Here is a 24067-nt window from a genome sequence, read left to right on the forward strand (position 1 = left end):
CCGTCAGGCCCGCCGGAGCCGGACCGCCGGACCGGTCCAGGCCGGACCGTCAGGGCGCCGCCGCGTCGATCGCCTTCACGATCCGCTTGTCCGAGACCGGGTACGCCGTGCCGAGCGCGTGCGCGAAATAGCTCACCCGCAGCTCCTCGATCATCCAGCGGATGTCGGTGACCTCGGACGGCACCGGCCGTCCCTTCGGGAGCTGTTCGAGGAGCCAGGCGTACTCGTCCTGCATCTCCTGGACCTTCTCCATCCGGGTGGTGTCACGCTGCACGCCGGTCGGCATCTGCTGGAGCCGCCGGTCCACCGCCACGAGATAGCGCATCAGGTCGGGCAGCCGCTTCAGCCCCGTACGGGTGACGAAGCCGGCCGGCATCAGCCAGGCCAGCTGCGTGCGCACATCGGTCAGGTTGTTGATCAGCGCCAGGCTGTTCGTCGACTTCAGCCGGCGCTCGCAGGCCTGCCAGGCCGCCAGGATCTGCTGGACCTGGCCCACCGTCCGTACGGTCGTGTCGACGAGGTCCGCGCGGACCTTGTCGTACAGCTTCCGGAAGGACTCCTCGTCCCACGCCGGACCGCCGTTGTCCGCGATCAGCCTGTCGGCGGCGGCGGTCGCGCAGTCATCGAAGAGGGCCTGGATCGAGCCGTGCGGGTTCGACGACAGGGCCAGCTTCTGCTGGTTGGTCAGCTTGTCCGAGGCGAACTTCGCCGGGTTCACCGGGATGTTCAGCATGATCAGCTTCCGGGTGCCCCGCCACATCGCCCGCTCCTGCTCGGCCTCCGTGTCGAAGAGCCGGACGGCGACGGTCGCGCCCTCGTCCACCAGCGCCGGGTACGCCTTGACCGGCTGCCCGCCCCTCTTGGTCTCGAAGACCTTCGTGAGCGTCCCGATCGTCCAGTCCGTGAGCCCCGTGCGCTCAAGCGAGAGCCCGGAGCCGTCCGGACCCCCGGTGGCCGCCGCGGCGGCCTGCGAGAGGGCCTTACGGGCCTTCGGACGCAGCCGCAGCCGCAGCGTCTCCAGGTCCTTGTCCTCGGCGAGCTTCCTGCGCCGCTCGTCGACGATCCGGAACGTCACCTTGAGGTGGTCGGGAACCTTCGCCCAGTCGAAGTCCTCGGCCGTGACCGGGACACCGACCATCCGCTGGAGCTCCCGCGCGAGCGCCCCGTCCAAGGGCTCCTGCACGGGCACCACGGAGTCCAGGAAACGGGTCGCGAAGTTCGGCGCGGGAACGTAGTGGCGGCGGATCGGCTTCGGCAGGGAACGGATCAGCTCCGTGACGACCTCCGCGCGCAGACCCGGGATCTGCCACTCGAAGCCCTCGTCCGTCACCTGGTTGAGCACCTGGAGCGGGATGTGGACGGTCACGCCGTCGGCGTCCGCGCCCGGCTCGAACTGGTACGTCACCCGGAACTTCAGCGGCCCCTGCCGCCAGGAGTCCGGGTAGTCGTCCTTGGTGACCGCCCCGGCCTTCTCGTTGATGAGCATCTCGCGCTCGAAGTCGAGGAACTCCGGCTCCTCGTGGCGCTTGTGCTTCCACCAGGAGTCGAAGTGGGCGCCGGACACGACATGCTCGGGGACGCGCTTGTCGTAGAAGTCGAACAGCGTCTCGTCGTCGACGAGGATGTCCCGGCGGCGGGCCCGGTGCTCCAGCTCCTCGACCTCGGTGAGGAGCTTGCGGTTGTCCGTGAAGAACTTGTGGTGGGTGCGCCAGTCGCCCTCGACGAGCGCGTTCCTGATGAACAGGTCCCGGGAGACCTCCGGGTCGATCCGGCCGTAGTTGACCTTGCGGTCGGCGATGATCGGCACGCCGTACAGCGTCACCTTCTCGAAGGCCATCACGGCCGCCTGGTCCTTCTCCCAGTGCGGCTCGCTGTACGTCTTCTTCACCAGGTGCTGGGCGAGCGGCTCGATCCACTCGGGCTCCACGCGCGCGTTCACCCGGGCCCAGAGGCGCGAGGTCTCCACCAGCTCGGCGGACATGACGAAGCGCGGGGGCTTCTTGAAGAGCGCCGAACCGGGGAAGATCGCGAACTTGGCGCTGCGGGCGCCCAGGTAGTCGTTCTTCGCGCCCTCCTTCACGTCCTTCATGCCGATGTGCGAGAGCAGACCGGCGAGGAGGGACACGTGCACGGACTGCTCCGGCGCGTCCTCCTCGTTGACGTGGATGCCCAGCTGCTTCGCCACCGTCCGCAGCTGCGCGTAGATGTCCTGCCACTCGCGGATGCGCAGGAAGTTCAGGTACTCCTGCTTGCACATCCGGCGGAACGACGACGAGCCGCGCTCCTTCTGCTGCTCCCTGACGTACCGCCACATGTTCAGGAAGGCGAGGAAGTCGCTGGTCTCGTCCTTGAACCGGGCGTGCTGCTGGTCGGCCTGCGCCTGCTTCTCCGCCGGCCGCTCCCGCGGGTCCTGGATGGAGAGCGCGGCGGCGATGACCATGACCTCGCGGACACAGCCGTTCTTGTCGGCCTCCAGGACCATCCGGGCCAGGCGAGGGTCGACGGGGAGCTGGGACAGCTTCCGGCCCTGCGGGGTGAGCCGCTTCTTCGGATCCTTCTCGGCCGGGTCGATCGCGCCCAGCTCCTGGAGGAGCTGGACGCCGTCCCGGATGTTCCGGTGGTCCGGCGGGTCGATGAAGGGGAACTTCTCGATCTCGCCGAGGCCGGCCGCGGTCATCTGGAGGATGACGGAGGCCAGGTTCGTGCGGAGGATCTCGGCGTCGGTGAACTCCGGCCGCGAGAGGAAGTCGTCCTCCGAGTACAGCCGGATGCAGATGCCGTCGGACGTACGGCCGCAGCGGCCCTTGCGCTGGTTGGCGCTGGCCTGGCTGACCGGCTCGATCGGCAGCCGCTGCACCTTCGTGCGGTGCGAGTAGCGGGAGATGCGGGCGGTGCCCGGGTCGATCACGTACTTGATGCCCGGGACGGTCAGGGACGTCTCGGCGACGTTCGTGGCGAGCACGATCCGGCGGCCGGAGTGCGCCTGGAAGACCCGGTGCTGCTCGGCGTGCGACAGGCGCGCGTAGAGGGGGAGGATCTCCGTGTTGCGGAGGTTCCGCTTGAGGAGCGCGTCCGCCGTGTCCCGGATCTCCCGCTCGCCGGAGAGGAAGACGAGGACGTCGCCGGGGCCCTCGGACTGCAGCTCGTCGACGGCGTCGCAGATCGCGGTGATCTGGTCGCGGTCCGATTCCTCGCTGTCCTCTTCGAGGAGCGGCCGGTAACGGACCTCGACCGGATACGTGCGCCCGCTGACCTCGACGATCGGGGCGTCGCCGAAGTGGCGGGAGAAGCGCTCCGGGTCGATGGTCGCGGAGGTGATCACGACCTTGAGATCGGGGCGCTTCGGAAGCAGCTGGGCCAGATAGCCGAGCAGGAAGTCGATGTTGAGGGACCGCTCGTGGGCCTCGTCGATGACGATCGTGTCGTACGCGCGCAGCTCGCGGTCCGTCTGGATCTCGGCGAGCAGGATGCCGTCCGTCATCAGCTTCACGAAGGTCGCGTCGGGGTTCACCTGGTCGGTGAAGCGGACCTTCCAGCCGACGGCCTCGCCCAGCGGGGTCCTCAGCTCCTCGGCGACCCGCTCGGCGACCGTACGGGCCGCGATCCGGCGGGGCTGGGTGTGCCCGATCATGCCCCGGACGCCCCGGCCGAGCTCCAGGCAGATCTTCGGGATCTGGGTGGTCTTTCCGGAGCCCGTCTCACCGGCGACGATCACGACCTGGTGGTCGCGTATCGCCTCCAGGATCTCGTCCTTCTTCTGAGAGACGGGCAGCTGCTCGGGATAGGTGACCGCGGGCACGCGTGAGGCGCGCCCGTCGACGCGCTCCTTGGCCTTGGCCGCCTCGGCGGCGATCTCGTCCAGGACGGCCGCGCGGGCCTCGGGCTTGCGGATGCGGCGGGCGCCCTCGAGACGGCGGCCGAGCCGGTGGGAGTCCCGCAGCGAGACCTCGGCCAGGACGGACTGGAGGGCGGCGAAGGAAGTAGACATACGGAATCCAGGATCGCACCTGCGGCCGAGAAGCGGCGAACCGATTTACGAGTGGCCTCGCCGGGGGCCGGTGATCGGGTGCGTACTATTTCGGACACGCCGACCGGACCGGAGAGGTTTCGCATGTTCCGCACCACCCGCGCGCTGGCGGCGTTCGCCGCGCTGACGGGTCTGGTGCTCGGGCTCCTGGTCTGCGGGACCGCGGTGAGCGCCCCTTCCGGGGGCCCGGTCGTCATCGGCGCCGCCGTTCCCGGCTGTGATCCGGGTCATCCCGCCGATGAGGGGGCCGCGGGCCCCGTCGTACCGCCGCGCGCCCCCGGCTTCGCCGAGCTGCTGCCCGCGCTCGCCGCCGACCGGACACCACCGTGCGGGGTCCGGCAGCCGGAGCCGGACGGACGGGCCGCGTCGCCGGGCGGTGAGCCACCCGCGCGCGTACCGCCCTCGCCGGTGGAGCTGTCGGTCCTGAGGGTCTAGAAGGACGGCCACTGCCCGCCGTCCCCCCTCTGATCCGTTCAGGAGCACTTCCGCATGTCCAAGGCCAAGCCCACCGCCGTCGTCTCCGGGGTGGCCGTCGCCGCCGCGCTGCTCGGCGTCGTCTCCTTCACCGCCACCAAGCCCTCGTCCTCCGGCGCCTCCGGCTCATCATCCGTCGCCGAGGTGTCCGCCGACCCGTCCGCCGGCGTCTACCCCGAGCTGGAGGCGTACGCCCGCCGCGACGCCTCCGACAAGCTCGCCCTCGGCCGGGCCGACGCGCCCGTCGTGCTCATCGAGTACGCCGACTTCAAGTGCGGCTACTGCGGGAAGTTCGCCCGGGACACGGAGCCGGTCCTGATCGAGAAGTACGTCGACAACGGCACCCTGCGCATCGAGTGGCGGAACTTCCCGATCTTCGGCGAGGAGTCCGAGGCCGTCGCCCGCGCCTCCTGGGCGGCCGGGCAGCAGGGCCGGTTCTGGGAGTTCCACAAGGCCGCCTACGCGGAGGGCGCCAAGGAGAAGGGCTTCGGGAAGGACCGGCTCGCCGCCCTCGCGAAGGAGGCGGGCGTCCCCGACGCGGCCCGGTTCGCGAAGGACACCGAGGGTGCGGCGGCCCGCGAGGCCGTCCGCGAGGACCAGGAGCAGGGATACGGCCTCGGCGCCACCTCCACCCCGTCCTTCCTGATCAACGGCCGGCCGATCGCGGGCGCGCAGCCCCTGGAGACGTTCACGGAGGCGATCGAGGCGGCGGCGAGGGCCGCGAAGCCCACGAAGGCGACGCCGGGCACGCCGGCCACGCCGGGCACGTCGGCCACCCCGTGACCTCCGGCATCGGCTACTTCGCGGCGTTCCTCGGCGGTCTGCTCGCCCTCCTCAGCCCGTGCAGCGCGCTGCTCCTGCCCGCCTTCTTCGCGTATTCCATCGACACGCGCGCGAAGCTGGTGGCCAGGACCGGCATCCTCTACGCGGGCCTGGCGACGACCCTCGTCCCGCTGGGCGCGGCCGGCTCCTTCGCCGGCCGTCTCTTCTACGGCCACCGGGACCTCCTCGTCACCACAGGCGGCTGGCTGATCATCGGGCTCGGCGTCCTCCAGATCCTCGGTCTCGGCTTCGCCTCCCGCCGGATCGCCGAGGCGAGCGGCCGGATCCGTCCCACGTCGGCGCTCTCCGTCTACGCCCTCGGCCTGGTCTACGGCCTCGCGGGCTTCTGCGCGGGCCCGATCCTGGGCAGCGTCCTCACAGTGGCGGCGCTGAGCGGCAGCCCGGCGTACGGGGGGCTGCTCCTCGCCGTGTACGCGCTCGGCATGGCGGTTCCGCTGTTCGTCCTCGCGCTGCTCTGGGAGCGGTACGACCTGGGCCGGCGGTCCTGGCTGCGCGGCCGTCCGATCCGGCTCGGGCGGCTCACGCTGCACTCGACCTCGCTGCTCTCGGGCCTGTTCTTCGTCGCCCTCGGGGTGCTCTTCCTGGTCTTCGACGGGACGACGGCGCTGCCGGGCCTGCTGTCGGTGGACGCCTCGTTCGCGGTGGAGCAGCGGGTGGCCTCGGTCGGCAGGGCGGTCCCGGACTGGGCGCTGCTCGTGGCGGTGGTGGCCGTGGTGGCGCTGGGGCTCGCGGTGCGGGGCAGGCGGGGGAGCCGTACGCGGGAGGGCGAGGAGATGTGACGGTTACGGGGGAGGGGCGCGGGCCTCTCCCCCGTACGGTCCCGTTCTGTTCTCGGACCCCGACGCTGCTCGCGGGTACTGTCGCGGACACGAAGAAGGCCCCGTTCTTTCGAACGGGGCCTTCTCTTTGTGGCTGGGGCCGGGGTCGAACCGGCGACCTATCGCTTTTCAGGCGATCGCTCGTACCAACTGAGCTACCCAGCCACGAAGCTGTTTCCAGCTTCAGCGACTCTGACGGGACTTGAACCCGCGACCTCCACCTTGACAGGGTGGCGAGCTAACCAACTGCTCCACAGAGCCTTGCTATGTGCGAGAACTAGTCTCGCACACGGTACTGCGTACCCCCAACGGGATTCGAACCCGTGCTACCGCCTTGAAAGGGCGGCGTCCTGGGCCACTAGACGATGAGGGCTAAAGACCCACCTTCGTGCTTCTCAGCGCGTCGGGGACGTGAGAAGCATATGGGATCCCCGCCGCTATCGCCAAAACGGTTTCCGGCGGGGAGAGAATGGGCGCGTGCTGGAGATGACGCGCGAGGAGTTCGAGGAGCTTGTCGCCGAGGCCCTGGACCGGATCCCGCCGGAGCTGACGCGGCTGATGGACAACGTGGCGGTGTTCGTGGAGGACGAGCCCTCCCCCGACGATCCCGAGCTGCTCGGGCTCTACGAGGGGACGCCGCTGACCGAGCGCGGTGAGTGGTACGCCGGTGTGCTGCCGGACCGGATCACGATCTACCGGGGGCCGACGCTGCGGATGTGCGAGTCGAAGGAGGACGTGGTCGCGGAGACCGAGATCACCGTCGTCCATGAGATCGCCCACCACTTCGGCATCGACGACGAGAGGCTGCACGCGCTGGGTTACGGCTGAGCCGGGCGGCCGTACGGGGCCGTGACCCCCGGGCTTGAGGCCGTGCCCCTTGCGGCGGGGCCGTGTCCCTTGTGACGCCTGGGGAGTTGGGCAGTGCAACGCGTTCCGTTCCTGCCTGTTGTGTCCTGGAGGTGCCCCCGTGCGCCATTTGCCCACCCCGGTGAGATGGGCCGCCACCGCGCTGGCCGTCGCGGCCTGTGCCGGTCTGAGCGGCTGTATGAGTGTGAGCGACGAGGGGGTGAAGCCGGCGCCCGGCGCGTCCGGCGGGAAGCGGGGCGTGGCGACCGGGACCGGCGGCGGCGAGGCCGGCGCCCCGGGCGGCGACGGCGGCTCCTGGAACGGCCGGCCGGACACCGGCGGCCCGGACGCGGCCGGCGCGGGTACGGAGTCCCCGGTGCCGAGCGGCTCACCCTCGGGCACGGCGAAGCCCACCCCGGGTGCGGTGCTGCCCGTGGAGGGGTCCGGCGGCCATGGCGGCCCGTCGAAGCCGCAGCCGACGGGCGGCGGCCATGACGGCTCGGGCGGTGGCGCGGGCGGCTCCACGGGGAACGGCGGGAACGGCGGCGGCGGGAACGGCGGCAACGGGGGCGGGGACGGCGGAGGCGGCAGCGCCGGAGGGTCCGGCGGACCGGGCGGCGGCGGATCCACGCCGACGCCCGAGCCGACCGATCCGAGCCCGGAGCCGACGCCCGAGCCGACGGCGTCGACGCCCGAACCGACGCCCGAACCGACCTCGAATCCCACCGATCCGCCGACGCCGGGACCCGAGGCCCAGATGGCCGGCGTACGGGCGGCGGACGGGTCGGAAGCGCCTGCGGAGCCGACGGCATCCCCGCAGGTCGGACCGGTGTGACGGAGTCCGGTTTGCCATAGGTGGGGGAGGGTGCGTATGGTGGTAGATCGTTTGATCCCATTGCCCGGCGCCGACACAGAAGAGCGCCGTGTGGCGCGTACTCTCCCTAGCCGTGGCTGACCGCATCGAGGCGGTCGATTTGCGAATTCACGGAGTTGACGGGCGCGTGCCGAGACTCCGGAAGGTTTCGCATTTCGCATGTCCATTTTCAGTTCTGACCACGCCGTCATGCCCGAGAACGACGAGATCGTCGAGGCCGTAGAGGTCACTGAGATCGTCACCGCCGAGGCCGACGACACCGTCGACGCGATCGACGTCACCGACGTCACCGACATCACCGACGCGCTCGACACCGACTCGGACGACTCCGCCGAGGAGCCCGCCGAGCCCACCATCACCTTCGGCGACCTCGGTCTGCCGGACGGCGTCGTGCGCAAGCTCGCGCAGAACGGCGTCACCAGCCCCTTCCCGATCCAGGCGGCGACCATCCCGGACGCCCTGGCCGGCAAGGACATCCTGGGCCGTGGCCGTACCGGCTCCGGCAAGACCCTCTCCTTCGGTCTGCCGACCCTGGCCCAGCTGGCCGGCGGCCACACCGAGAAGAAGAAGCCCCGCGCGGTCATCCTCACCCCGACCCGTGAGCTCGCGATGCAGGTCGCGGACGCCCTCCAGCCGTACGGCGACGTGCTCGGCCTGAAGATCAAGGTCGTCTGCGGCGGTACGTCCATGGGCAACCAGATCTACGCCCTGGAGCGCGGTGTCGACGTCCTCGTCGCCACCCCGGGCCGACTGCGCGACATCATCAACCGCGGCGCCTGCTCGCTCGCGAACGTCCAGGTCGCCGTCCTCGACGAGGCCGACCAGATGTCCGACCTGGGCTTCCTGCCCGAGGTCACCGAGCTGTTCGACCAGATCCCGGCCGGCGGCCAGCGCATGCTCTTCTCCGCCACCATGGAGAACGAGATCGGCACGCTCGTCAAGCGCTACCTGGTCGACCCGGTCAGCCACGAGGTCGACAGCGCCCAGGGCAACGTCTCGACCATGACCCACCACGTCCTCGTCGTGAAGCCGAAGGACAAGGCGCCGGTCACGGCCGCCATCGCCGCCCGCAAGGGCCGCACGATCATCTTCGTCCGCACCCAGCTGGGCGCCGACCGCATCGCCGAGCAGCTCGTCGAGTCCGGCGTGAAGGCGGACGCGCTGCACGGCGGCATGACGCAGGGCGCCCGTACCCGTGTGCTCGCCGACTTCAAGGACGGCTACGTCAACGCGCTGGTCGCCACCGACGTCGCCGCCCGCGGTATCCACGTCGACGGCATCGACCTGGTCCTGAACGTGGACCCGGCCGGTGACCACAAGGACTACCTGCACCGCTCGGGCCGTACGGCCCGAGCCGGCAAGTCCGGTGTCGTCGTGTCGCTGTCGCTGCCGCACCAGCGCCGCCAGATCTTCCGGCTGATGGAGGACGCGGGCGTCGACGCCTCGCGCCACATCATCCAGAGCGCCGGCGCCTTCGACCCCGAGGTCGCCGAGATCACCGGCGCGCGGTCGCTGACCGAGGTCCAGTCCGACTCCGCGAACAACGCCGCCAAGCAGGCCGAGCGCGAGGTCGTCGAACTGACCAAGCAGCTGGAGCGCCTCCAGCGCCGTGCGGTCGAGCTCCGCGAGGAGGCCGACCGTCTGGTGGCCCGCGCAGCCCGCGAGCGCGGCGAGGACCCGGAGGCCGCCGTGGCCGAGGTGACCGAGGCCGCCGAGGCCGAGGTCGCCGCCGCCGCGGTGGAGGCCGAGCGTGCCGCGCGCGCCGAGGAGCAGCGCCGCGAGGAGCGTCCGGCGGCCCGCGACGACCGGGGCAACTACGAGCGCCGCGACCGTGGCGGCTTCAACCGTGACGACCGTGGTGACCGCGGTGGTTTCCGTGGCGGCGACCGCGGTGGTGACCGTGGCGGCTTCCGTCGCGACAACGACCGTCCGTCCGGTGGTTTCCGCCGTGACGACCGTCCGTCCGGTGGCTTCAACCGTGACGACCGCGGTGGCGACCGTGGGGGCTTCCGTCGCGACAACGACCGTCCGTCCGGTGGTTTCCGCCGTGACGACCGTCCGTCGGGTGGCTTCAACCGTGACGACCGCGGTGGCGACCGGGGCGGCTTCCGCCGCGACGACCGTCCCTCGGGCGGCTTCCGCCGTGACAACGACCGTCCGTCCGGTGGTTTCCGCCGTGACGACCGTCCGTCGGGCGGCTTCAACCGTGACGACCGCGGTGGCGACCGTGGCGGCTTCCGCCGCGACGACCGCCCCTCCGGTGGCTTCAACCGTGACGACCGTGGCGGCCGCCCCTTCGAGCGCCGCGACAACGACCGTCCGACCGGCGGCCACCGTGGCAGCGACCGTCCGTTCAACCGCGACCGTCGCGACGACCGCCCGGCCGGCGGCTTCCGCGCGGGTGGCGGCGACCGCCCGTACGGCCGCCGTGACGACCACCGCGGCACCGGCTCCACCGGTTCGGCCGGCTCGACGGGTGGCTTCGGCCGCCGCGACGACAAGCCGCGCTGGAAGCGCAACGGCTGAGGTCTGCTGACCTGACGGAGCGGGGCCCGTACGACACCTGGTGTCGTACGGGCCCCGCTCTTTTTTGAACCAGTTCGAAATTGTCTTTCGGTGCCTGTGGGGCCGCTGTTACTCTCCCCCTACTTGCACGGGGGGTTCGCAAGAGCGGGGCACGCGATCGCGTGATGCCGACCGCGGCACGGTGTGCCGCGTCTCCTCCGTGCGCCCACTCGCACGCATGGAGACGACGTGAACCGACACGTTCGGCCCCGGAGGGCCACTCTTCGCCGGATTCTCGGCGCCGCGCTCATACCCGTCGTCGGCCTCGGAGTCGCGGCGGTCGCCGCACCCGCCGCCTTCGCCACGACGGCCGGGCCCACCGCCGCGGCCCCGGTGGCCCTCGACCCGTGGGCGGCCTCCGTGCCGCTGACGGACGGCACCGCTCCGTCCTACGTACTCGACCTGAAGACGGCGAAGAACGGCGCGGTCGTCGCCCTCACGACCCATACCAGCGTCGTCGACGGCAGCCATGAGCTGAGGTCGACGGTGCGACCCGCCGGCAGCACCGTCTGGGGAGCGTCGCAGCTCCTCGCCACGTCGGGCGGTCACCCCCAGGACACGCGGCTGACCGCCTCCGCCGACGGCTCGGTCATCGCGTCCTGGACGACGAGCGGCGGCGCCTTCCGGATGGCCGTACTCGAAGCGGGCGCCACGACCTGGTCCGCCGCGGAAGACATCGTGGCGACGGGCGCCGCCCACGGCGGCACGGTGGCCGGCTCCCCCTCCGGACTTCTCGTCGCGGTGTGGGTGCGGGTCACGAACGGCAGGACCGCCCTGTACTCGTCCGTCCGCACGGCGCCCGGCCAGGCCTGGTCCGAACCGGTCCGCCTCAACGAGGAGCTGGCGGACGCGGGACTGAGCTCCGGTGCGGAGCTCGTGATCTCGGACGGGGGCACGGCGACCGTGGCCTTCACCGAGGCCGGACCCACGCGCAGCGAGATCAAGGTCACCGACCGGCTCGCCGACGGCACCGGCTGGACCACGCCGGTCAGGGTGTCCGGCCAGGACCGCTACGCGACGGGTGCCACCCTCGCGCTCGGTGCGGACGGCCGCGCCGCGCTCGCCTGGAGGGACCAGGCGACCCCGGGCAGTGAAGAGCCGGTCCAGATGCTCGCCCAGCGCCCCGCCGGGAGCCTCGTCTGGGGAGCCGGGGAGCCGGCCAACGGCTTCTCCACCGGTGCCTGGCGCGAGGTCGCCATCGGTCCCGAGGGCGATGTCACCCTGCTCGGTGTCGCCGCCCCCGACGGCAACGGGTTCAGCGCCCTGACCACCACCCGCTCGGCGGCGACCGGAGCCTGGTCGCCCGTGAAGACCCTCTCCACGGGCGCCGTTCCTGACGACCAGTTCGATCTCGCGGTCGGGCCCGACGGCAGCGCGCACGCGGTGTGGACCCAGGACCTCGACGGTCACCGGAAGGTGATGACGTCCTCCCGGGTGAACGGTGCCTGGGCCGCGGCCCCGACGCCGCTGAGCACCAACACCACCGGCTACGCCCTGGGACAGGTCACCGTCGGTGCCGACAGCCGGCCCGTCGCCGTGTGGGGCCAGACCGCCGACCCCTACTTCCAGCTCCGTACGGCGACCACCGCGCCCGCACCCGTGAAGCCGCGGCCCGAGTGGCGTGACTTCAGCGGTGACGGGAAGGGCGACCTGATCGCCCTCACCTCGGGCGGCTCGCTGACCGTCCGGACGGGCACGGGGACCGGAGGGCTCGGCACGGGGGCTTCGGCGGGCGGGTGGCCGACGGGTTCGACGGTCGTGCCGTTCGGAGACCTCTCGGATGACGGCTGCGCCGACCTGCTCGTACGGAACTCCTCCGGGGTGCTGACCCGGTACGACGGCGGCTGCGGCACGGCGTTCGCCCCCAGCGGGCCGCGCCTCACCATCGGTTCGGGATGGCAGATCTACAACAGCCTCTCCGCGCCGGGCGACCTGACGGGCGACGGACGTGCCGACCTGCTGGCGCGCACGCCGGCCGGTGAGCTCTACCTGTACGCCGACAACGGCGCCGGCAAGCTCGCGCCGCGCGCGAGGATCGGCGGCGGCTGGGGGGTCTACAACGCGATCACCGGTGCCGGTGACCTGAACGGCGACTCGTTCGGCGACCTCCTGGCCCGCGACACGGCCGGGGTGCTGTGGCGGTACGACGGCACGGGCAAGGGCACGCTGGGCGGCCGGGTGAAGGTCGGCGGCGGCTGGCAGGTCTACAACTCGCTCGTGGGCGTCGGCGACTTCACCGCAGACGGCAGGGCCGACCTGGTGGCCCGCGACACGGCCGGGGTGCTCTGGCGGTACGCCGGGAACGGCGCGGGGGCCTTCGGCGGCCGCGAGCGGATCGGCGGCGGCTGGCAGATGTACACGACGCTGTCCTGACGTGTGAGCCCGTTCGGGGCCCGCACCGGCACCCCGCTGCCGGAGCGGGCCCCGTCTCGTACCCGTGTACGGGATACGCTCATCGGGTCGATCGGGTGAGAAGCGCCGGCCAGGGGGCCCGGCGCGGATTTCTCCCTCCGACCTCGGACGTTCTCGGGCCGCGGCCCGATCATCGGGTTGCCCTGGGGAGGGACCTCTTTGTCTCGTTTCGCACGCGCGCGGTACCCCCGCGCGCGTATCGCCGTCCTCACCACCGCGCTGCTCGCCTCGGGGATCGGGCTCTCGCCCTCCGCGACGGCCTCGCCGGTGGTGGGCATCGACCAGTTGGACATCACGCCGAACTGGCGGACCGCCCCCCGGCAGGAGACCGTCACCGCCGTCGGGCCCACGGGCTATGCGCACGAGACGGAGGACTCCGACCGGTCCTTCGGCGGAGAGCTGGAGTGGACGGACTTCACCGACCCCGCGAAGAGCGTGCGGCTGGGGTACGACAAGGGTTTCCTGCCCTTCGCCCAATCGGGCACGGGCGAGCGCCACCTGTACGTCCAGCGCGGTGTCGGCAACCACGCTCTCCGCGACCTGGAGACCGGCACCGAGCGGCCGTTCGACATGCCGGGCGACGCGAGCTACCGGGGCCTGCTCGGCGACACCCTGCTCTTCCAGCAGTACGCCTCCGCCGAGGACTCCGGCACGACCACCGGGTACTACCTGGTGCGCGCCGGCGACCCCGACGGCACCCGCACGCCCGTCACGGGCTGGCCCGAGGGCGCCAACCTGCACCTGGCGCGGCTCGCCGCCGGTGACGGCTCCACGGCCGTCATCCGGTTCGGCCGGTCCGCCGACCCGTACGCGTACGACTACTCCGACCTCGGCGTGGTCGACCTGCGGACGGGCCGGATGACCGTCGTCCCGGCGCCCACCCCGACCGGGAGCGTCCTCGTCGCCCCGGTCGCCCTGAGCCCGGACCGGATCGCCTGGGTGGACGGCGACCGCACGGTCCACATCCGCGAGCGCGCGGCCCTGACCGGCCCCGAGCGGACCCTCCTCCTCCCCGAGGACCTGAGCACCGCCCGCATCGCCCTCGTCGGCGACTGGGTCCTGGCCCTTGGCGAGGTCTCGGGCACCGGCGCGTCCCTGCGGCGGAAGCTCGTCGCGCTGCACCCCGACAAGCCCGCCGAGACACTGCTGACGGGCGCGGAGCCGGAGCTCACCCAGATCGCGGGCGGCGGCGCGGCCGTCGTCGGCGGGACCTCCGCTTCCGACTGGTCGCTCCACAGGGCGGTCCCGGCGAAGGACGGCGGCGCTCCGGTCCTCGAGGAGCTTCGCCGGGTGGAGCCGATGCCGGCCGCGGTGGAGTCGCTCGCCCTGGGCGCGGGCCGGCTCTCCACCCTGGAGTACGCCTCCAAGGGCCGCGGCCTCTTCGTGCGGACGCTGCCGGTCGGTCCGGTGCACACCGGCGAACCGCAGGAGGTGTGGGCCGGTGGGGAGACGGGCCGTCAGGAGACCGGCACCCCGCTCCTCGACGGCGGCGACGGCCGCACGGTCTACGCGGTGGCCACGGACCTCGGGCGCGTGGACGTCGTCGCCCGCCGTTCCACCGGGCAGGTGACGCGGGTCCCGACCGGGAAGGGCAGCGGCCGGGTCGCGGACACGTTCGGGCGGTGGGCCGTCTTCCAGGGGGGCCGCACCACTGCCCCGGGACAGATCGTCACCGGTGACGAGACGCTCGTCATCGACCTCGACACGGGCACGACCGAGCTGCGCAAGCCGCAGACGGCGGCCGCGGTGTGGGGCGACACCCTGTTCGCGGCCACGGCCACGAACGGCGAGATCACCCGGACGGACCTGGCGACCGGCAAGGACCTCGGCAGGATCTCCACCGGTGCCACGTGTCCGGCGACGGAGCTCCAGGTGGCGGGCCGCTGGCTCTACTGGGCCTGCTCCGAATTCCTCCAGCAGGGCGTGGTCGACCTGGGCACGCGCGCGAGGATCGCCCTGAAGCCCGGCTCTCCCACCGGGCCCCTGCTCGGCGACGGCTACCTCATGGAGCGGGACTCCCGTTCGTACCTCCGGATCACCGACTTCCACACGGGAACGGCGGCCCCGGCCCGTACGCTCGTCGACGCCACTCCGGTGGACGGCGGGCGCCGTGAGGCCTGGACCGTCGACCGGTTCGGCGGGGCCGTCGCGTACAAGGACCCGGGGAACCGGGTCCACGTCGTGTGGCCCGGTGTGCCCACCTCGGATCTCGCCGCCCCCTGGGCGAAGGTGCCGGCCACCCTGCGGACGGCGGACGGCTGGAAGGCGTCCTGGGGGCTATCAAGGCCCGCGTCCATCTGGCGGCTGACGGTGCGTGACCGGTACAGCGGGAATCCCGTGCGCACCTGGGGGGCCGATGAGACCCGGGGGCGCGTCGACGTCTCGTGGGACGGCAGGACGGCCGCCGGGAAGCCCGTGGCGAACGGCACGTACAGCTGGCACCTGCAGGCGTACCCGGCCGACGGGCAGGGCAGGGACCTCTCCCTGACCGGCACCGTCACCCTCTCCGGCGGCCGGCCGGCCTGGCGGGACATGGCCGGGAACGACACCCAGGGCGACCTCCTGGTGATGGACACGGCGGGCCTGGTGTCGATGTACCGGGGCAACGGGTACGGCGCCTTCTCGGCGCGGATGACGGGCACGGGCGCGAAGTTCGCGACCACGTCCGTCCTGGTGCCCTTCGGCGACGTGAACGGCGACGGCTGCGCCGACGTCCTCGCCCGGGTCGGCGACCAGCTGCGGGCGTACCGGCCCGGGTGCGGGAAGGTGGTCTCGGCCTCGTCGCCGTACACGCCGATCGGCTCCGGCTGGGGACAGTACGACGTCCTGACGTCCCCCGGCGACGCGAACGGCGACGGCTTCACCGACCTGATCGCCCGCCAGGCGTCGACCGGCGACATGTACTTCTACGCGGGCACGGCCGACCACCGGCTGAAGCCCCGCGTCCGGATCGGCACCAACTGGAAGCTGTACAAGAAGATCACCGGCGCCGGCGACCTGAACGGCGACGGCCGCGGCGACCTGCTGGGCGTCGACGCGTCCGGCGTGCTGTGGCGATACCACGGCACGGCGACCGGCGGCGTGACGGCCCGGTTGAAGGTCGGCACCGGCTGGCACGTCTACTCGTCCCTCGTCGGAGTCGGCGACACCTCGGGCAACGGCTGCGCCGACCTGGTCGCCCGCGACACCTCGGGCAGGCTCTACCACTACGAGGGCACGTGCCGCGGCTGGTACGGCTCCCGCATGCTGATCGGCGGCGGCTGGAACGCCTTCAGGGCGCTGTTCTGACCCCGGCGGCGGATCCTCCCGCTCCGCCCCCCGCTCCGCGCACAGGCTCCCCCGCCGTACCGCCGGTCCCACCGGCCGGCGGTACGGCGCGCGGCGGGGCCGGTACCGGATACCCGATCGGTTCGGGGGATCACTCGGGCTATGCTGCACGGGTGTGCTTGTCCACGGGCCGTTAGCTCAATTGGCAGAGCAGCGGACTTTTAATCCGTTGGTTGTGGGTTCGAGTCCCACACGGCCTACGTGTGGCGGGCGGGGGGAAACCCTCTGACCTGCTGGGGAGCGCCCCACTTGGTTGCGACTGGGTGGGGCGCTTCCTCGTTCGGTGGCCCGTGCGTGAGCGATGGGTGAGCGGACGGGCCGGGCAGGAGACGGACCGCGGCGGACCGAGGGGCAGATGACGGTCTCGTCGGCTACAGGCGGGAGGCGGCATCCGTCCACGGCGGCATGTCGAACTCCTCGTCGACCATGTCCTCCTCGTACCAGCCGGAGCCGGCCGGCCACGTCTCCAGCCACTCGGCCAGGCTGCCCACGTCGACGAACCAGGCGCCGGTGAGGTCCTGGTCGGTGATCGCGTTCGGACCGAAGACCAGGACCGTCCCGAGCGAGCAAGCCACGCTCACGTGCCTTCTGTGCGAGGGAGCTGACGGACGTGAACGAGGTCTGCTGCGGCATGACCTTGCTGATGCACGCCATCGAACTGGAAGGGGACTCGGCTCTACACAGGGGCAGGAGAATTATGGTTGCGTTCCACTCATCCGCATTGGACGGAGTCGCCCGGAATCCGGCGCTGCCGACACCGCTGCTGCTGCGCCTGCTCGCCTTCGACGGGGGCGGTGGCCGCACGCCTCGTGACGCCCTCCAGCGGGCCGGACTTCCCGAGTCGGCCGTCGCGCTGATCGTGGCCCACCCGAACCCGGGCGCCCGGATCGACTTCGCGATGAGCGCCAGAGCTGAACCGGCACAGCGGGCCCGGCTCGTGGACGACCCCTCTCCGAAGGTGCGGGCTGCTCTCGCGTACGGACCCGAGGTGTACGACCCGCGCACAAAGGTCGCGCCGCTGCCGGACGCCGTGTGCGCCCGCCTACTCGACGACCCGGATCCTTCCGTACGTACGGCCCTCCTGGACTCGCCCCACCTGGCGCCGTCGTTCGTGGCCTCGATGGCCGCTCACCGTGATCCGGAGGCACGCCGGGGCGCGGTGAGCGCATGGGAGATCCTGCCGCCGGCCGAGCGGTCGGCACTGCTTGCCGACCCCGACCCCGCAGTGCGGCGGGCCGCCGCACTGCGGGAGTGCCGACGGGACGCACGCGTGACCGCCGAACTCCTCCGCGATCCCGGAGCCGCCGCCGAGGCGCAGCGCTGCGGGCTCCTCGTCAGCGCCGACGCCGAGCGGTGCGCCGCCGAGCGGACGCACCTGGCGGCCCTCGCCGAGAACCCGTCGCTGCCCCCCGACCTCGTGGAGCGGCTCGCCGTGGACCCCGACGAGGCCGTACGGCTCGCGGTCTCCCTCCGGCCCGAGCTGGACGAGACGCGGCGCATGGCCATCGACTTCACGGCCGGGGACTTCGACAAGGGGGACGGCGTGCGATGGGTGCGGGACGGGCTCGCCGACCCCGAGGTGCTGCGCCGGGCAGCGACCTCCGCCCATCCGCTGCTCCGGCGCGCCGCCGCCAAGAGCCCGCACCTGCCGTCCGACCTGCTCCGGCTCCTCGCACGCGTCGAGGACCCGGTGCTGGAGAACCTCCTGGGCATTTACCACCCCGACACCCCGGACGAGGTCCTGATGCGTGTGTTCGCGAGGCTGGGTGGGACGTTCTCCGCCTGGATGGCGGAGACGCACCCCCGTTTCCCCCGCGAGGGTCTCGCCGTGCGCTACGCGGACCACCCGGACGGGAACTACCGCCGGCTGGCCGCCCGGGACCCGGCCGCCACGCCCGAGCTGATCGAACGGCTCAGCCATGACCCTGCGGTCTGGACGCGTCAGGCGGCAGCCGGTGATCCGCGCCTCCCGCTCCACCGGCTCCGCGAGGTCCTTCACGTCCCCGAACTGGCCTCCAGTGCGGGTGCCAACCCGGCGCTCCCGGAGGACGAGATGGTCGCCGTCCTGGACCGGGCCGGGGTTCCCCCCTGACCGCTGAGCAGAACCGCTTCGCTCCCCCCTACGGCTTGTCCGGCTCATCCAGAGTCGGTGCCTCCTGCGCGCGGGAAAAGACCAGTCTGCGCCTTTGGCGGTCGATGTCCGTGACGACAAACGTTGCGTTGTCGCCAGGCTGGAAGGACTCCACCGGCCCTGATGCGGGCCTGCCATGGACCTCTGCGGAGGGCATCAGCCCTTCGATTCCGTCACCGACCTCGACGAAGGCGCCGAAGGGGACGACCCTGGTGACCGTCCCGCACAGTTCCTGCCCCACCGTGGTGCGGTCGGCGAACGCCTGGAAGGGATCGGGCTGCGTACCGCGCAAGGACAGCCGAGCCTCGGCGTTGTACGTGTCGAACTGGAGGAACTCGCACGAGACACGCTGTCCGACCTCGACGACATCGGTGGGAGCGTCGATGTGCCGCCAGGACAGTTCGGGGACCGTGATGAACCCGACGCCTGGAAACATGGGATGGCCGGGGCCGTTGTCCAAGGCCACGAACACACGGAACCGCTCGATCGCCGAGACCGTGCCGGACATGATCTCGCCTTGGCCCAGCGACTCCAGAAACGCCCAGAGCTCGGGCTCTCAGACTGCCAGTCCATGGCAGCCACCCTTCCACACGCCGATGCGGGCGCGCGGGCCCTCAACTGAGTTCTGGGGGTGCCTGGACCCTGCCCGTCCAGGGGAGGAGCGCGGCGGCTGCCTCGACTTCGGCGCGGTCGACCTCCGGGAGGAGGCTCGTGTACGTGCCCGAGGTCAGGGTGATCGTGGAGTGGCGGAGGGTCTCCTCGATCGTGTGGATGTCATCTCCGGCGCCGTGGGTGAGCGTGGCCGAGACGAGGCGGAGGTCCCGCAGGGTGATGGCGGGAGGTCGGTCGTGACGAGGAGGCGGCGAGAGGTCTCCGAGATCGTCTCCGGTGGAGCCAGGGCCCTTGCACACACAGTGCCCGCACGCTTACACACACAGTGTCGGAACGACCCCATCATGGGAAGGAGCGGGACGTGATGCCCGAGACCCCGACCGGCACGCCAACGGCGACGACAGAACAGCGCGGATGAAGGAGCGGAGTACGGGGCGAGTGCTCCGTGGCGCAGTCGCCTTCGCGGGCTGCCTGCTCATCGGCGCGGCGACCACCGCGTGCGGAGGAGCAAGCGCGGAGTCCGCGCGGGCCGGGGACAATCCTGCTGCGGTGAGGTCGGCGAGCCTCGGCTCGGCGGGGACAGCGAGTCAGAAGCCTCCCGCCCGGATGGTGACGCGTGAAGCCGACGATCCTTTCCCCGGACTCTTCGCCCACCTTCCCGGAACCCTCGTGATCACCGAGGGCAACTGCGTGGGCGTGAAGACCGCCAAGAACGCGAAGCCCGAGTTGATCGCATGGGGCCACGGCTGGTCGGCCCGCGAGGAGAACGGCAGGACGGCCGTCTACGACGCCGAAGGCAAGCTCTTCGCCAGGGAAGGCGACAAGGTGGGACTGGCTGGCGGATACATGGACCAGTCCGCCGATCACCCCTGCGCCACCGGTCGTGTCTTCGAGGCGAACGGCGCCCAGGCCGCCCCGTAGGGAATCCGGGGATTTCCGTCGGCATGCTCCGTACTGAACACAGGCAGGCCAAGGGGGAGGGCGGCAGAGGTGGGGCCTCCCGCTTCCCGCGACGGGCGCGCGGGTCCCGGGGAGGCCTTCGCCCGATGCCGGAGCCGTAGCGTTCCGTGGATCTTTCTGGTGTGAACGGCCCCGCCCGGGCACGAGGTGCGCCACCGTGGGCCAGTCTGGAACGTGGCGGCGAGCGTGGAGGTGGGGACGGTGAACGGATCCGGTGATCCGATGGCGGAGGTCCGGGGGCTCGCCCGGTGGGCGCTCGGCGCGGCCGCCGCGGCGGCCGCGCTCCTGCTGAGCGGACTCGGGGGCGGCGGGCTGCTGATCCTGCTGAGCGGCCTCGTCGGGCTCGCCTGTTCGGCCGTGGGGATCTGGTACTTCCTCGCCCACCGCGGACCGCTGCGGGTGCTCGGCGCGCTGCTCGCCGTTGGCGCGCCCCTTCTGGTCCTGAGCCTGTACATCGTCTGGGGCCTCTGGCTGACCGCGCTCCTCGCGCTCGGCCTGTGGAGCGCGGCCCTCGTCTGTGCGCGGGCCGCCCTGCGCCGCCTCCGCGACCTGGACGGGAACGGCAGGGGCCGACGGACCGACCTGGCGCACGGCGAGCGGCGGCCGAGGCCCCGGCGTCCCGTGCTGATCATGAACCCCAAGTCCGGGGGCGGGAAGGTCGCCCGCTTCGGCCTCGTCGAGCGCGCCGAGAAGCTGGGCGCCCGGGTCGTCCTCATCGATCCGTCCGTCGAGACCGATGTCGCCGCGCTCGCACGGGAGGCCGTCGCCGACGGCGCCGACCTCCTCGGGGTGGCCGGCGGCGACGGTACGCAGGCGCTGGTCGCCGCCGTGGCCGCCGAGCACGACCTGCCGTTCCTCGTCATCTCGGCCGGTACCCGCAACCACTTCGCCCTCGATCTGGGCCTCGACCGCGCCGACCCGGCGACCTGCCTCGACGCCCTCGTCGACGGCGAGGAACTCCGGGTCGACCTGGGCTCGGTCTCCGGACGCGCGTTCGTCAACACGGTCTCCTTCGGCGTCTACGCGGACGTCGTCCAGCACCCCGAGTACCGCGACGCCAAGGCGGGCACCGCGCTCGACGTCCTGCCCGACCTGCTCCAGGGCGGCGAGGGCGACCGTCTCGACGCCGTCGCCGACGACGTACGGCTGTCGGCCCAGCAGGCGCTTCTCGTCAGCAACAACCCCTACGCCGCGCCCGATCCCTTCGGTGCCGCCGCTGCCCGGAGACCCAGGCTCGACCGGGGCCGGCTCGGGGTGATCGGCATCCGGGTCGACGGGGCCGTGGGAGCCGCCGAAATGGCCGTACGGGGAGCCCAGTCGGCCGGCCTGAACGTCCTGACGGCCACCCGGGTCGAAGTGACGGGGAAGACCGCCGGCGGGATCCCCGCCTCCTCCGGAGGGGGCGCAGGCGTCCCCTCCGGGTTTCCCGCCCCCGGCGCCGTCGACCCCGGCTCCATCGCCGTCGCCGTCGACGGCGAGGCGCTGATCCTGCCCACCCCCGTCGTCTGTACCCTCCGACCCGGCGCCCTGCGGGTCCTCGTGCCCCGCGGCCGGCCGGGGGCCGGCGACCCGCTGCCGCCCATGGACTGGCGGCGCATCATCCAACTCGCCCTTCACCATCCCTCCCCGAGGAGCGGCACATGACCGGGACGACCACCAAGAGCCCCCTCCGGGCCGTACTCAGGGACCTTCGCGCGGTCGACGGCGCCGTGTACGCCGCCGTGGCGGCCACCCCCACGCCGGCGCTCGACGCGGGGCTCCGCAGGCTCTCGCACACGGCGGACCACTCCAAGATCTCGTTCGCCGTGGCGGCGGCGCTCGCCCTGGTCCCCGGCCGGCCGCGCCGGGCGGCGCTCGCCGGTGTCGGGGCCATCGCCGTGGCCTCGGCCACCGCGAACCTGCTGGGCAAACGCCTCGTCCGCAGGGAGAGGCCCGACCGGGAGGCGGCCCGGGTGGTGGCGGGCCGCCATGTGCGGATGCCGGACTCCGCCTCGTTCCCCTCCGGGCACACGGCCTCGGCGGTCGCCTTCGCCACCGCCGTCGGGGTGGTGCTGCCCCCGGCCGCGGTGCCCCTTCAGGTCCTGGCGATGGCCGTGGGCTACTCCCGGGTGCACACCGGGGTCCACTATCCGGGAGACGTCGCCGCGGGCGCGGTCCTCGGCATGGCGAGCGCCGCCGTCTCCCTGACGGCCGGGGCGTCCTGGTCGGCCGCCCGGGGGAAGTAGGCGGCCCGCAGGTACGGGTGGTGGGGCGTCAGGCGACGTGGGGAAGGGTCAGTACGTCGCCCGGGCCAGGTCCTCCTCCCGGAGGCCGAGCGCGGCGAGCCGCTCCGGGTCCGCCAGGATGTGCAGCTCGACGATCCGGTCCCCGGCGATCGTGAACGCCATGAGCGCGGTAGGACGCCCGCCGGAGACCGAGAGGACCGCCGGCGCGCCGTTGACCAGGAGCCGCAGTGTTCCCGTACGGAACTTGGCGTAGGTGAGGGCCTGCGCGATGACCGCCTCGGCGCCACGGACGATCTTGGAGGCGACCGCGAGGGCCGTGCCGCCGTCCGCGCGCAGCACCACGTCCGGGTCGAGGACCGCGAGCAGTCCTTCGAAGTCGCCGCCGTGCGCGGCGGCGAGGAAGGCGTCGGCGATCTCCCGCTGCCGTCGCGCGTCGGGTCCGGCGGCGGGGGTGGCGTCCTGCACGCGGCGGCGGGCGCGGCTGGCGAGCTGGCGGGTGGCGGCCGGGGTGCGGTCCACGATCCGCGCGATCTCGTCGAAGGAGACGGCGAACATGTCGTGCAGGACGAACGCGAGCCGCTCGGCCGGCGCCAGGGTCTCCAGGACGACGAGGAGGGCGAGGCCGACGGATTCGGTGATCTCCGCCGCGTGCTCGGGGTCGGTGGTGTCGGGGAGCCGGACGACCGGGTCGGGGACGTAGTACTCCAGCGGGTCCTCGCGGCGCGAGCCGCGGGAGCGCAGCATGTCGAGGCAGACGCGGCCGACGACCGTGGTCAGCCAGCCGCTGAGGTTCCGCACCTCGCTGACGTCGCTGCGGCTCAGCTTGAACCAGGCCTCCTGGACGGCGTCCTCGGCCTCGCTGAGGGAGCCCAGCATGCGGTAGGCCACCGCCCTCAGGTGGGCCCGGTCGGCCTCGAAGCGCCGGGCCAGCTCGTGGTCGGCGTTGTGCCGGGCCAGCTCGTCGTCGGCGCCGTGCCGGGCCGGCAGTGCGTCGGTGTCGCGATCCTGGTCCACTCGTCGATCTCCCCGTTCGTGTCCGGTCAGTCCGTCTTGCCGTCAGTCCGTGGGCGGCGGTGTTGCCGTCATGCCGTCATGCCGTCATGCCGTCATGACGGAGGAAACCCCGCCGGTGTGACACGGCTGTGGCGGTGGTGGGACGGGTCACGCCGTTCCGGTACGTGAGATCCACGCCGCCTCACGGCGAACGCCCGGGATTCCCCGGCCGACGCCCCCGACCACCGTGGATCCTCACTTCAAGGCGGTGATCCTCGTCCGTAGATTGATCACCATGACGACGACAACGACGCAGGTCAACCCCGTACTCCGCACTCCGCCCGCCTCCCCGGCCGCAGCCGCCGCGTACTTCTCCGCCGGCCTCGCCTTCCACGCCGACGTCTCCGATGTGGCCGCGGCGCTCGCCACCGCGGCCGCCGACGGTACCGACCCGGGCTTCGTGGTGATCGACTCGCGGTCGACCGCCTCCTGGGACCAGGGACACGTCCCGGGCGCGGTCCACCTGCCGACGGCGCTCATCGCCGAGCAGGCCGAGCAGCTGCTCGACCGGTCGGTGCCGGTCGTCACGTACTGCTGGGGTCCCGGCTGCAACGGCGCCGCGCGCGCCGCGCTGGCCCTCGCCGAGCGGGGCTTCCAGGTGAAGGAGATGCTCGGCGGCTTCGAGTACTGGGTGCGCGAGGGCTTCGCGTACGAGACCTGGGAGGGCCCCGCGGAGAAGGCCGCGGACCCGCTCACGGCGCCGGTCGACTCGGACGACTGCGGCTGCTGACGGTCGCTGACCGGTCCCTGATCAGCCGCTGATCGGTTGCCGACGTAAACCGATTTCGTGATCGCCCCGGTCATGCCGTAGAGTCGTGTTTACCGACGCGGGGTGGAGCAGCTCGGTAGCTCGCTGGGCTCATAACCCAGAGGTCGCAGGTTCAAATCCTGTCCCCGCTA

The 24067-nt window shown here is 72.2% G+C and carries 18 protein-coding genes and 5 tRNA genes; 15 read left to right on the top strand and 8 right to left on the bottom strand.

The genetic code is table 11. From position 1 onward, the window contains the following. Window positions 1-49: 49 nt before the first annotated feature. The gene (gene hrpA, locus ACFVYX_RS30495) at window positions 50-3988 is read right to left on the bottom strand and encodes an ATP-dependent RNA helicase HrpA (RefSeq protein WP_389684706.1); all 3939 of its coding nucleotides are present in this window, start codon (window positions 3986-3988) and stop codon (window positions 50-52) included. A 123-nt stretch (window positions 3989-4111) separates the two neighbouring features. On the opposite strand from hrpA, the gene ACFVYX_RS30500 reads away from it, so the two are divergent. Genes ACFVYX_RS30500 through ACFVYX_RS30510 form a run of 3 tightly spaced genes read left to right on the top strand, consistent with a single transcriptional unit; the run spans window position 4112 to window position 6123 of the window. Next, complete coding sequence (locus ACFVYX_RS30500; RefSeq protein WP_389684707.1) at window positions 4112-4462, top strand: hypothetical protein; 351 nt, start codon at window positions 4112-4114, stop codon at window positions 4460-4462. Window positions 4463-4516: 54 nt separating this feature from the next. Further along, window positions 4517-5284, top strand: a complete 768-nt coding sequence (locus ACFVYX_RS30505; protein WP_389684708.1) for a DsbA family protein — start codon at window positions 4517-4519, stop codon at window positions 5282-5284. Further along, window positions 5281-6123 (top strand): cytochrome c biogenesis CcdA family protein, encoded by an 843-nt coding sequence (locus tag ACFVYX_RS30510; RefSeq protein ID WP_389684709.1) that lies wholly within the window; start codon window positions 5281-5283, stop codon window positions 6121-6123. Before ACFVYX_RS30505 ends, ACFVYX_RS30510 begins: the two co-directional genes overlap by 4 nt. Window positions 6124-6253: 130 nt before the next feature. Here the strand turns inward: ACFVYX_RS30510 and ACFVYX_RS30515 are convergent. From ACFVYX_RS30515 to ACFVYX_RS30525, 3 genes are all read right to left on the bottom strand, one after another. Continuing rightward, window positions 6254-6327 (bottom strand) — tRNA-Phe (locus ACFVYX_RS30515). Between the two features lie 22 nt (window positions 6328-6349). Then, a tRNA-Asp gene (locus ACFVYX_RS30520) sits at window positions 6350-6423 on the bottom strand. Between the two features lie 39 nt (window positions 6424-6462). Further along, a tRNA-Glu gene (locus tag ACFVYX_RS30525) sits at window positions 6463-6535 on the bottom strand. A gap of 104 nt (window positions 6536-6639) precedes the next feature. Between ACFVYX_RS30525 and ACFVYX_RS30530 the strand changes: the two genes are divergently transcribed. The 6 genes from ACFVYX_RS30530 to ACFVYX_RS30555 all read left to right on the top strand — a co-directional run bounded on the left by ACFVYX_RS30530 (window position 6640) and on the right by ACFVYX_RS30555 (window position 16386). After that, window positions 6640-6990: a metallopeptidase family protein gene (locus ACFVYX_RS30530; RefSeq protein ID WP_030221363.1), complete on the top strand. Its 351-nt coding sequence runs from the start codon at window positions 6640-6642 to the stop codon at window positions 6988-6990. 139 nt (window positions 6991-7129) lie between these two features. After that, window positions 7130-7843 carry a hypothetical protein gene (locus tag ACFVYX_RS30535; protein WP_389684710.1) on the top strand — a complete coding sequence of 238 codons (714 nt, stop codon included), beginning with the start codon at window positions 7130-7132 and terminating at the stop codon, window positions 7841-7843. A 198-nt stretch (window positions 7844-8041) separates the two neighbouring features. After that, on the top strand, window positions 8042-10408 hold the full coding sequence (locus ACFVYX_RS30540; RefSeq protein WP_389684711.1) for a DEAD/DEAH box helicase: 2367 nt from the start codon (window positions 8042-8044) through the stop codon (window positions 10406-10408). Window positions 10409-10636: 228 nt separating this feature from the next. After that, the gene (locus tag ACFVYX_RS30545) at window positions 10637-12820 is read left to right on the top strand and encodes an FG-GAP repeat domain-containing protein (RefSeq protein WP_389684712.1); all 2184 of its coding nucleotides are present in this window, start codon (window positions 10637-10639) and stop codon (window positions 12818-12820) included. A 198-nt stretch (window positions 12821-13018) separates the two neighbouring features. Next, window positions 13019-16147: an FG-GAP-like repeat-containing protein gene (locus ACFVYX_RS30550; protein ID WP_389684713.1), complete on the top strand. Its 3129-nt coding sequence runs from the start codon at window positions 13019-13021 to the stop codon at window positions 16145-16147. Window positions 16148-16313: 166 nt separating this feature from the next. Then, window positions 16314-16386: transfer RNA gene (locus tag ACFVYX_RS30555), tRNA-Lys, on the top strand. Window positions 16387-16557: 171 nt separating this feature from the next. Here the strand turns inward: ACFVYX_RS30555 and ACFVYX_RS30560 are convergent. Beyond that, a complete protein-coding gene (locus ACFVYX_RS30560; RefSeq protein ID WP_389684714.1) occupies window positions 16558-16767 on the bottom strand; it encodes a hypothetical protein in 210 nt (69 codons plus the stop codon). A gap of 140 nt (window positions 16768-16907) precedes the next feature. Here ACFVYX_RS30560 and ACFVYX_RS30565 point away from each other — a divergent pair, with 140 nt between their 5' ends. After that, entirely contained in the window at window positions 16908-18278 is a 1371-nt protein-coding gene (locus ACFVYX_RS30565) for a Mucin-2 (RefSeq protein WP_389684715.1), read from the top strand. Between the two features lie 28 nt (window positions 18279-18306). Here the strand turns inward: ACFVYX_RS30565 and ACFVYX_RS30570 are convergent, their stop codons facing one another. Beyond that, window positions 18307-18825 (bottom strand): S1 RNA-binding domain-containing protein, encoded by a 519-nt coding sequence (locus ACFVYX_RS30570; RefSeq protein WP_389684716.1) that lies wholly within the window; start codon window positions 18823-18825, stop codon window positions 18307-18309. Between the two features lie 106 nt (window positions 18826-18931). Further along, window positions 18932-19228 carry a hypothetical protein gene (locus ACFVYX_RS30575; protein WP_389684717.1) on the bottom strand — a complete coding sequence of 99 codons (297 nt, stop codon included), beginning with the start codon at window positions 19226-19228 and terminating at the stop codon, window positions 18932-18934. Between the two features lie 307 nt (window positions 19229-19535). Between ACFVYX_RS30575 and ACFVYX_RS30580 the strand changes: the two genes are divergently transcribed. From ACFVYX_RS30580 to ACFVYX_RS30590, 3 genes are all read left to right on the top strand, one after another. Then, window positions 19536-19850, top strand: coding sequence for a hypothetical protein (locus ACFVYX_RS30580; RefSeq protein ID WP_389684718.1), 315 nt, complete (start codon window positions 19536-19538; stop codon window positions 19848-19850). 261 nt (window positions 19851-20111) lie between these two features. Further along, entirely contained in the window at window positions 20112-21533 is a 1422-nt protein-coding gene (locus tag ACFVYX_RS30585) for a diacylglycerol/lipid kinase family protein (protein WP_389684723.1), read from the top strand. Continuing rightward, the gene (locus ACFVYX_RS30590) at window positions 21530-22114 is read left to right on the top strand and encodes a phosphatase PAP2 family protein (protein ID WP_389684719.1); all 585 of its coding nucleotides are present in this window, start codon (window positions 21530-21532) and stop codon (window positions 22112-22114) included. The genes ACFVYX_RS30585 and ACFVYX_RS30590 overlap by 4 nt, the downstream gene beginning before the upstream one ends. A gap of 48 nt (window positions 22115-22162) precedes the next feature. Here ACFVYX_RS30590 and sigJ read toward each other — a convergent pair whose 3' ends face one another. After that, on the bottom strand, window positions 22163-23101 hold the full coding sequence (gene sigJ, locus ACFVYX_RS30595; protein ID WP_389684724.1) for an RNA polymerase sigma factor SigJ: 939 nt from the start codon (window positions 23099-23101) through the stop codon (window positions 22163-22165). 301 nt (window positions 23102-23402) lie between these two features. On the opposite strand from sigJ, the gene ACFVYX_RS30600 reads away from it, so the two are divergent. Together ACFVYX_RS30600 and ACFVYX_RS30605 are read left to right on the top strand one after the other, a co-directional pair. Further along, window positions 23403-23897 (top strand): rhodanese-like domain-containing protein, encoded by a 495-nt coding sequence (locus ACFVYX_RS30600; protein WP_389684720.1) that lies wholly within the window; start codon window positions 23403-23405, stop codon window positions 23895-23897. A gap of 96 nt (window positions 23898-23993) precedes the next feature. Further along, window positions 23994-24067, top strand: a tRNA-Met gene (locus ACFVYX_RS30605).

Origin of the sequence: Streptomyces sp. NPDC058326 (assembly GCF_042879855.1) — a bacterium.
Classification (GTDB): domain Bacteria; phylum Actinomycetota; class Actinomycetes; order Streptomycetales; family Streptomycetaceae; genus Streptomyces.

Bases quoted from the DNA above. Each gene is read 5' to 3' on its own strand.
- ACFVYX_RS30570 (WP_389684716.1), bottom strand. From the start codon at position 18,825: ATGTCCGGCACGGTCTCGGCGATCGAGCGGTTCCGTGTGTTCGTGGCC.
- ACFVYX_RS30580 (WP_389684718.1), top strand. From the start codon at position 19,536: ATGGTGACGCGTGAAGCCGACGATCCTTTCCCCGGACTCTTCGCCCAC.
- ACFVYX_RS30540 (WP_389684711.1), top strand. From the start codon at position 8,042: ATGTCCATTTTCAGTTCTGACCACGCCGTCATGCCCGAGAACGACGAG.
- ACFVYX_RS30590 (WP_389684719.1), top strand. From the start codon at position 21,530: ATGACCGGGACGACCACCAAGAGCCCCCTCCGGGCCGTACTCAGGGAC.
- ACFVYX_RS30600 (WP_389684720.1), top strand. From the start codon at position 23,403: ATGACGACGACAACGACGCAGGTCAACCCCGTACTCCGCACTCCGCCC.
- ACFVYX_RS30505 (WP_389684708.1), top strand. From the start codon at position 4,517: ATGTCCAAGGCCAAGCCCACCGCCGTCGTCTCCGGGGTGGCCGTCGCC.
- hrpA (WP_389684706.1), bottom strand. From the start codon at position 3,988: ATGTCTACTTCCTTCGCCGCCCTCCAGTCCGTCCTGGCCGAGGTCTCG.
- ACFVYX_RS30585 (WP_389684723.1), top strand. From the start codon at position 20,112: ATGGCGGAGGTCCGGGGGCTCGCCCGGTGGGCGCTCGGCGCGGCCGCC.
- ACFVYX_RS30500 (WP_389684707.1), top strand. From the start codon at position 4,112: ATGTTCCGCACCACCCGCGCGCTGGCGGCGTTCGCCGCGCTGACGGGT.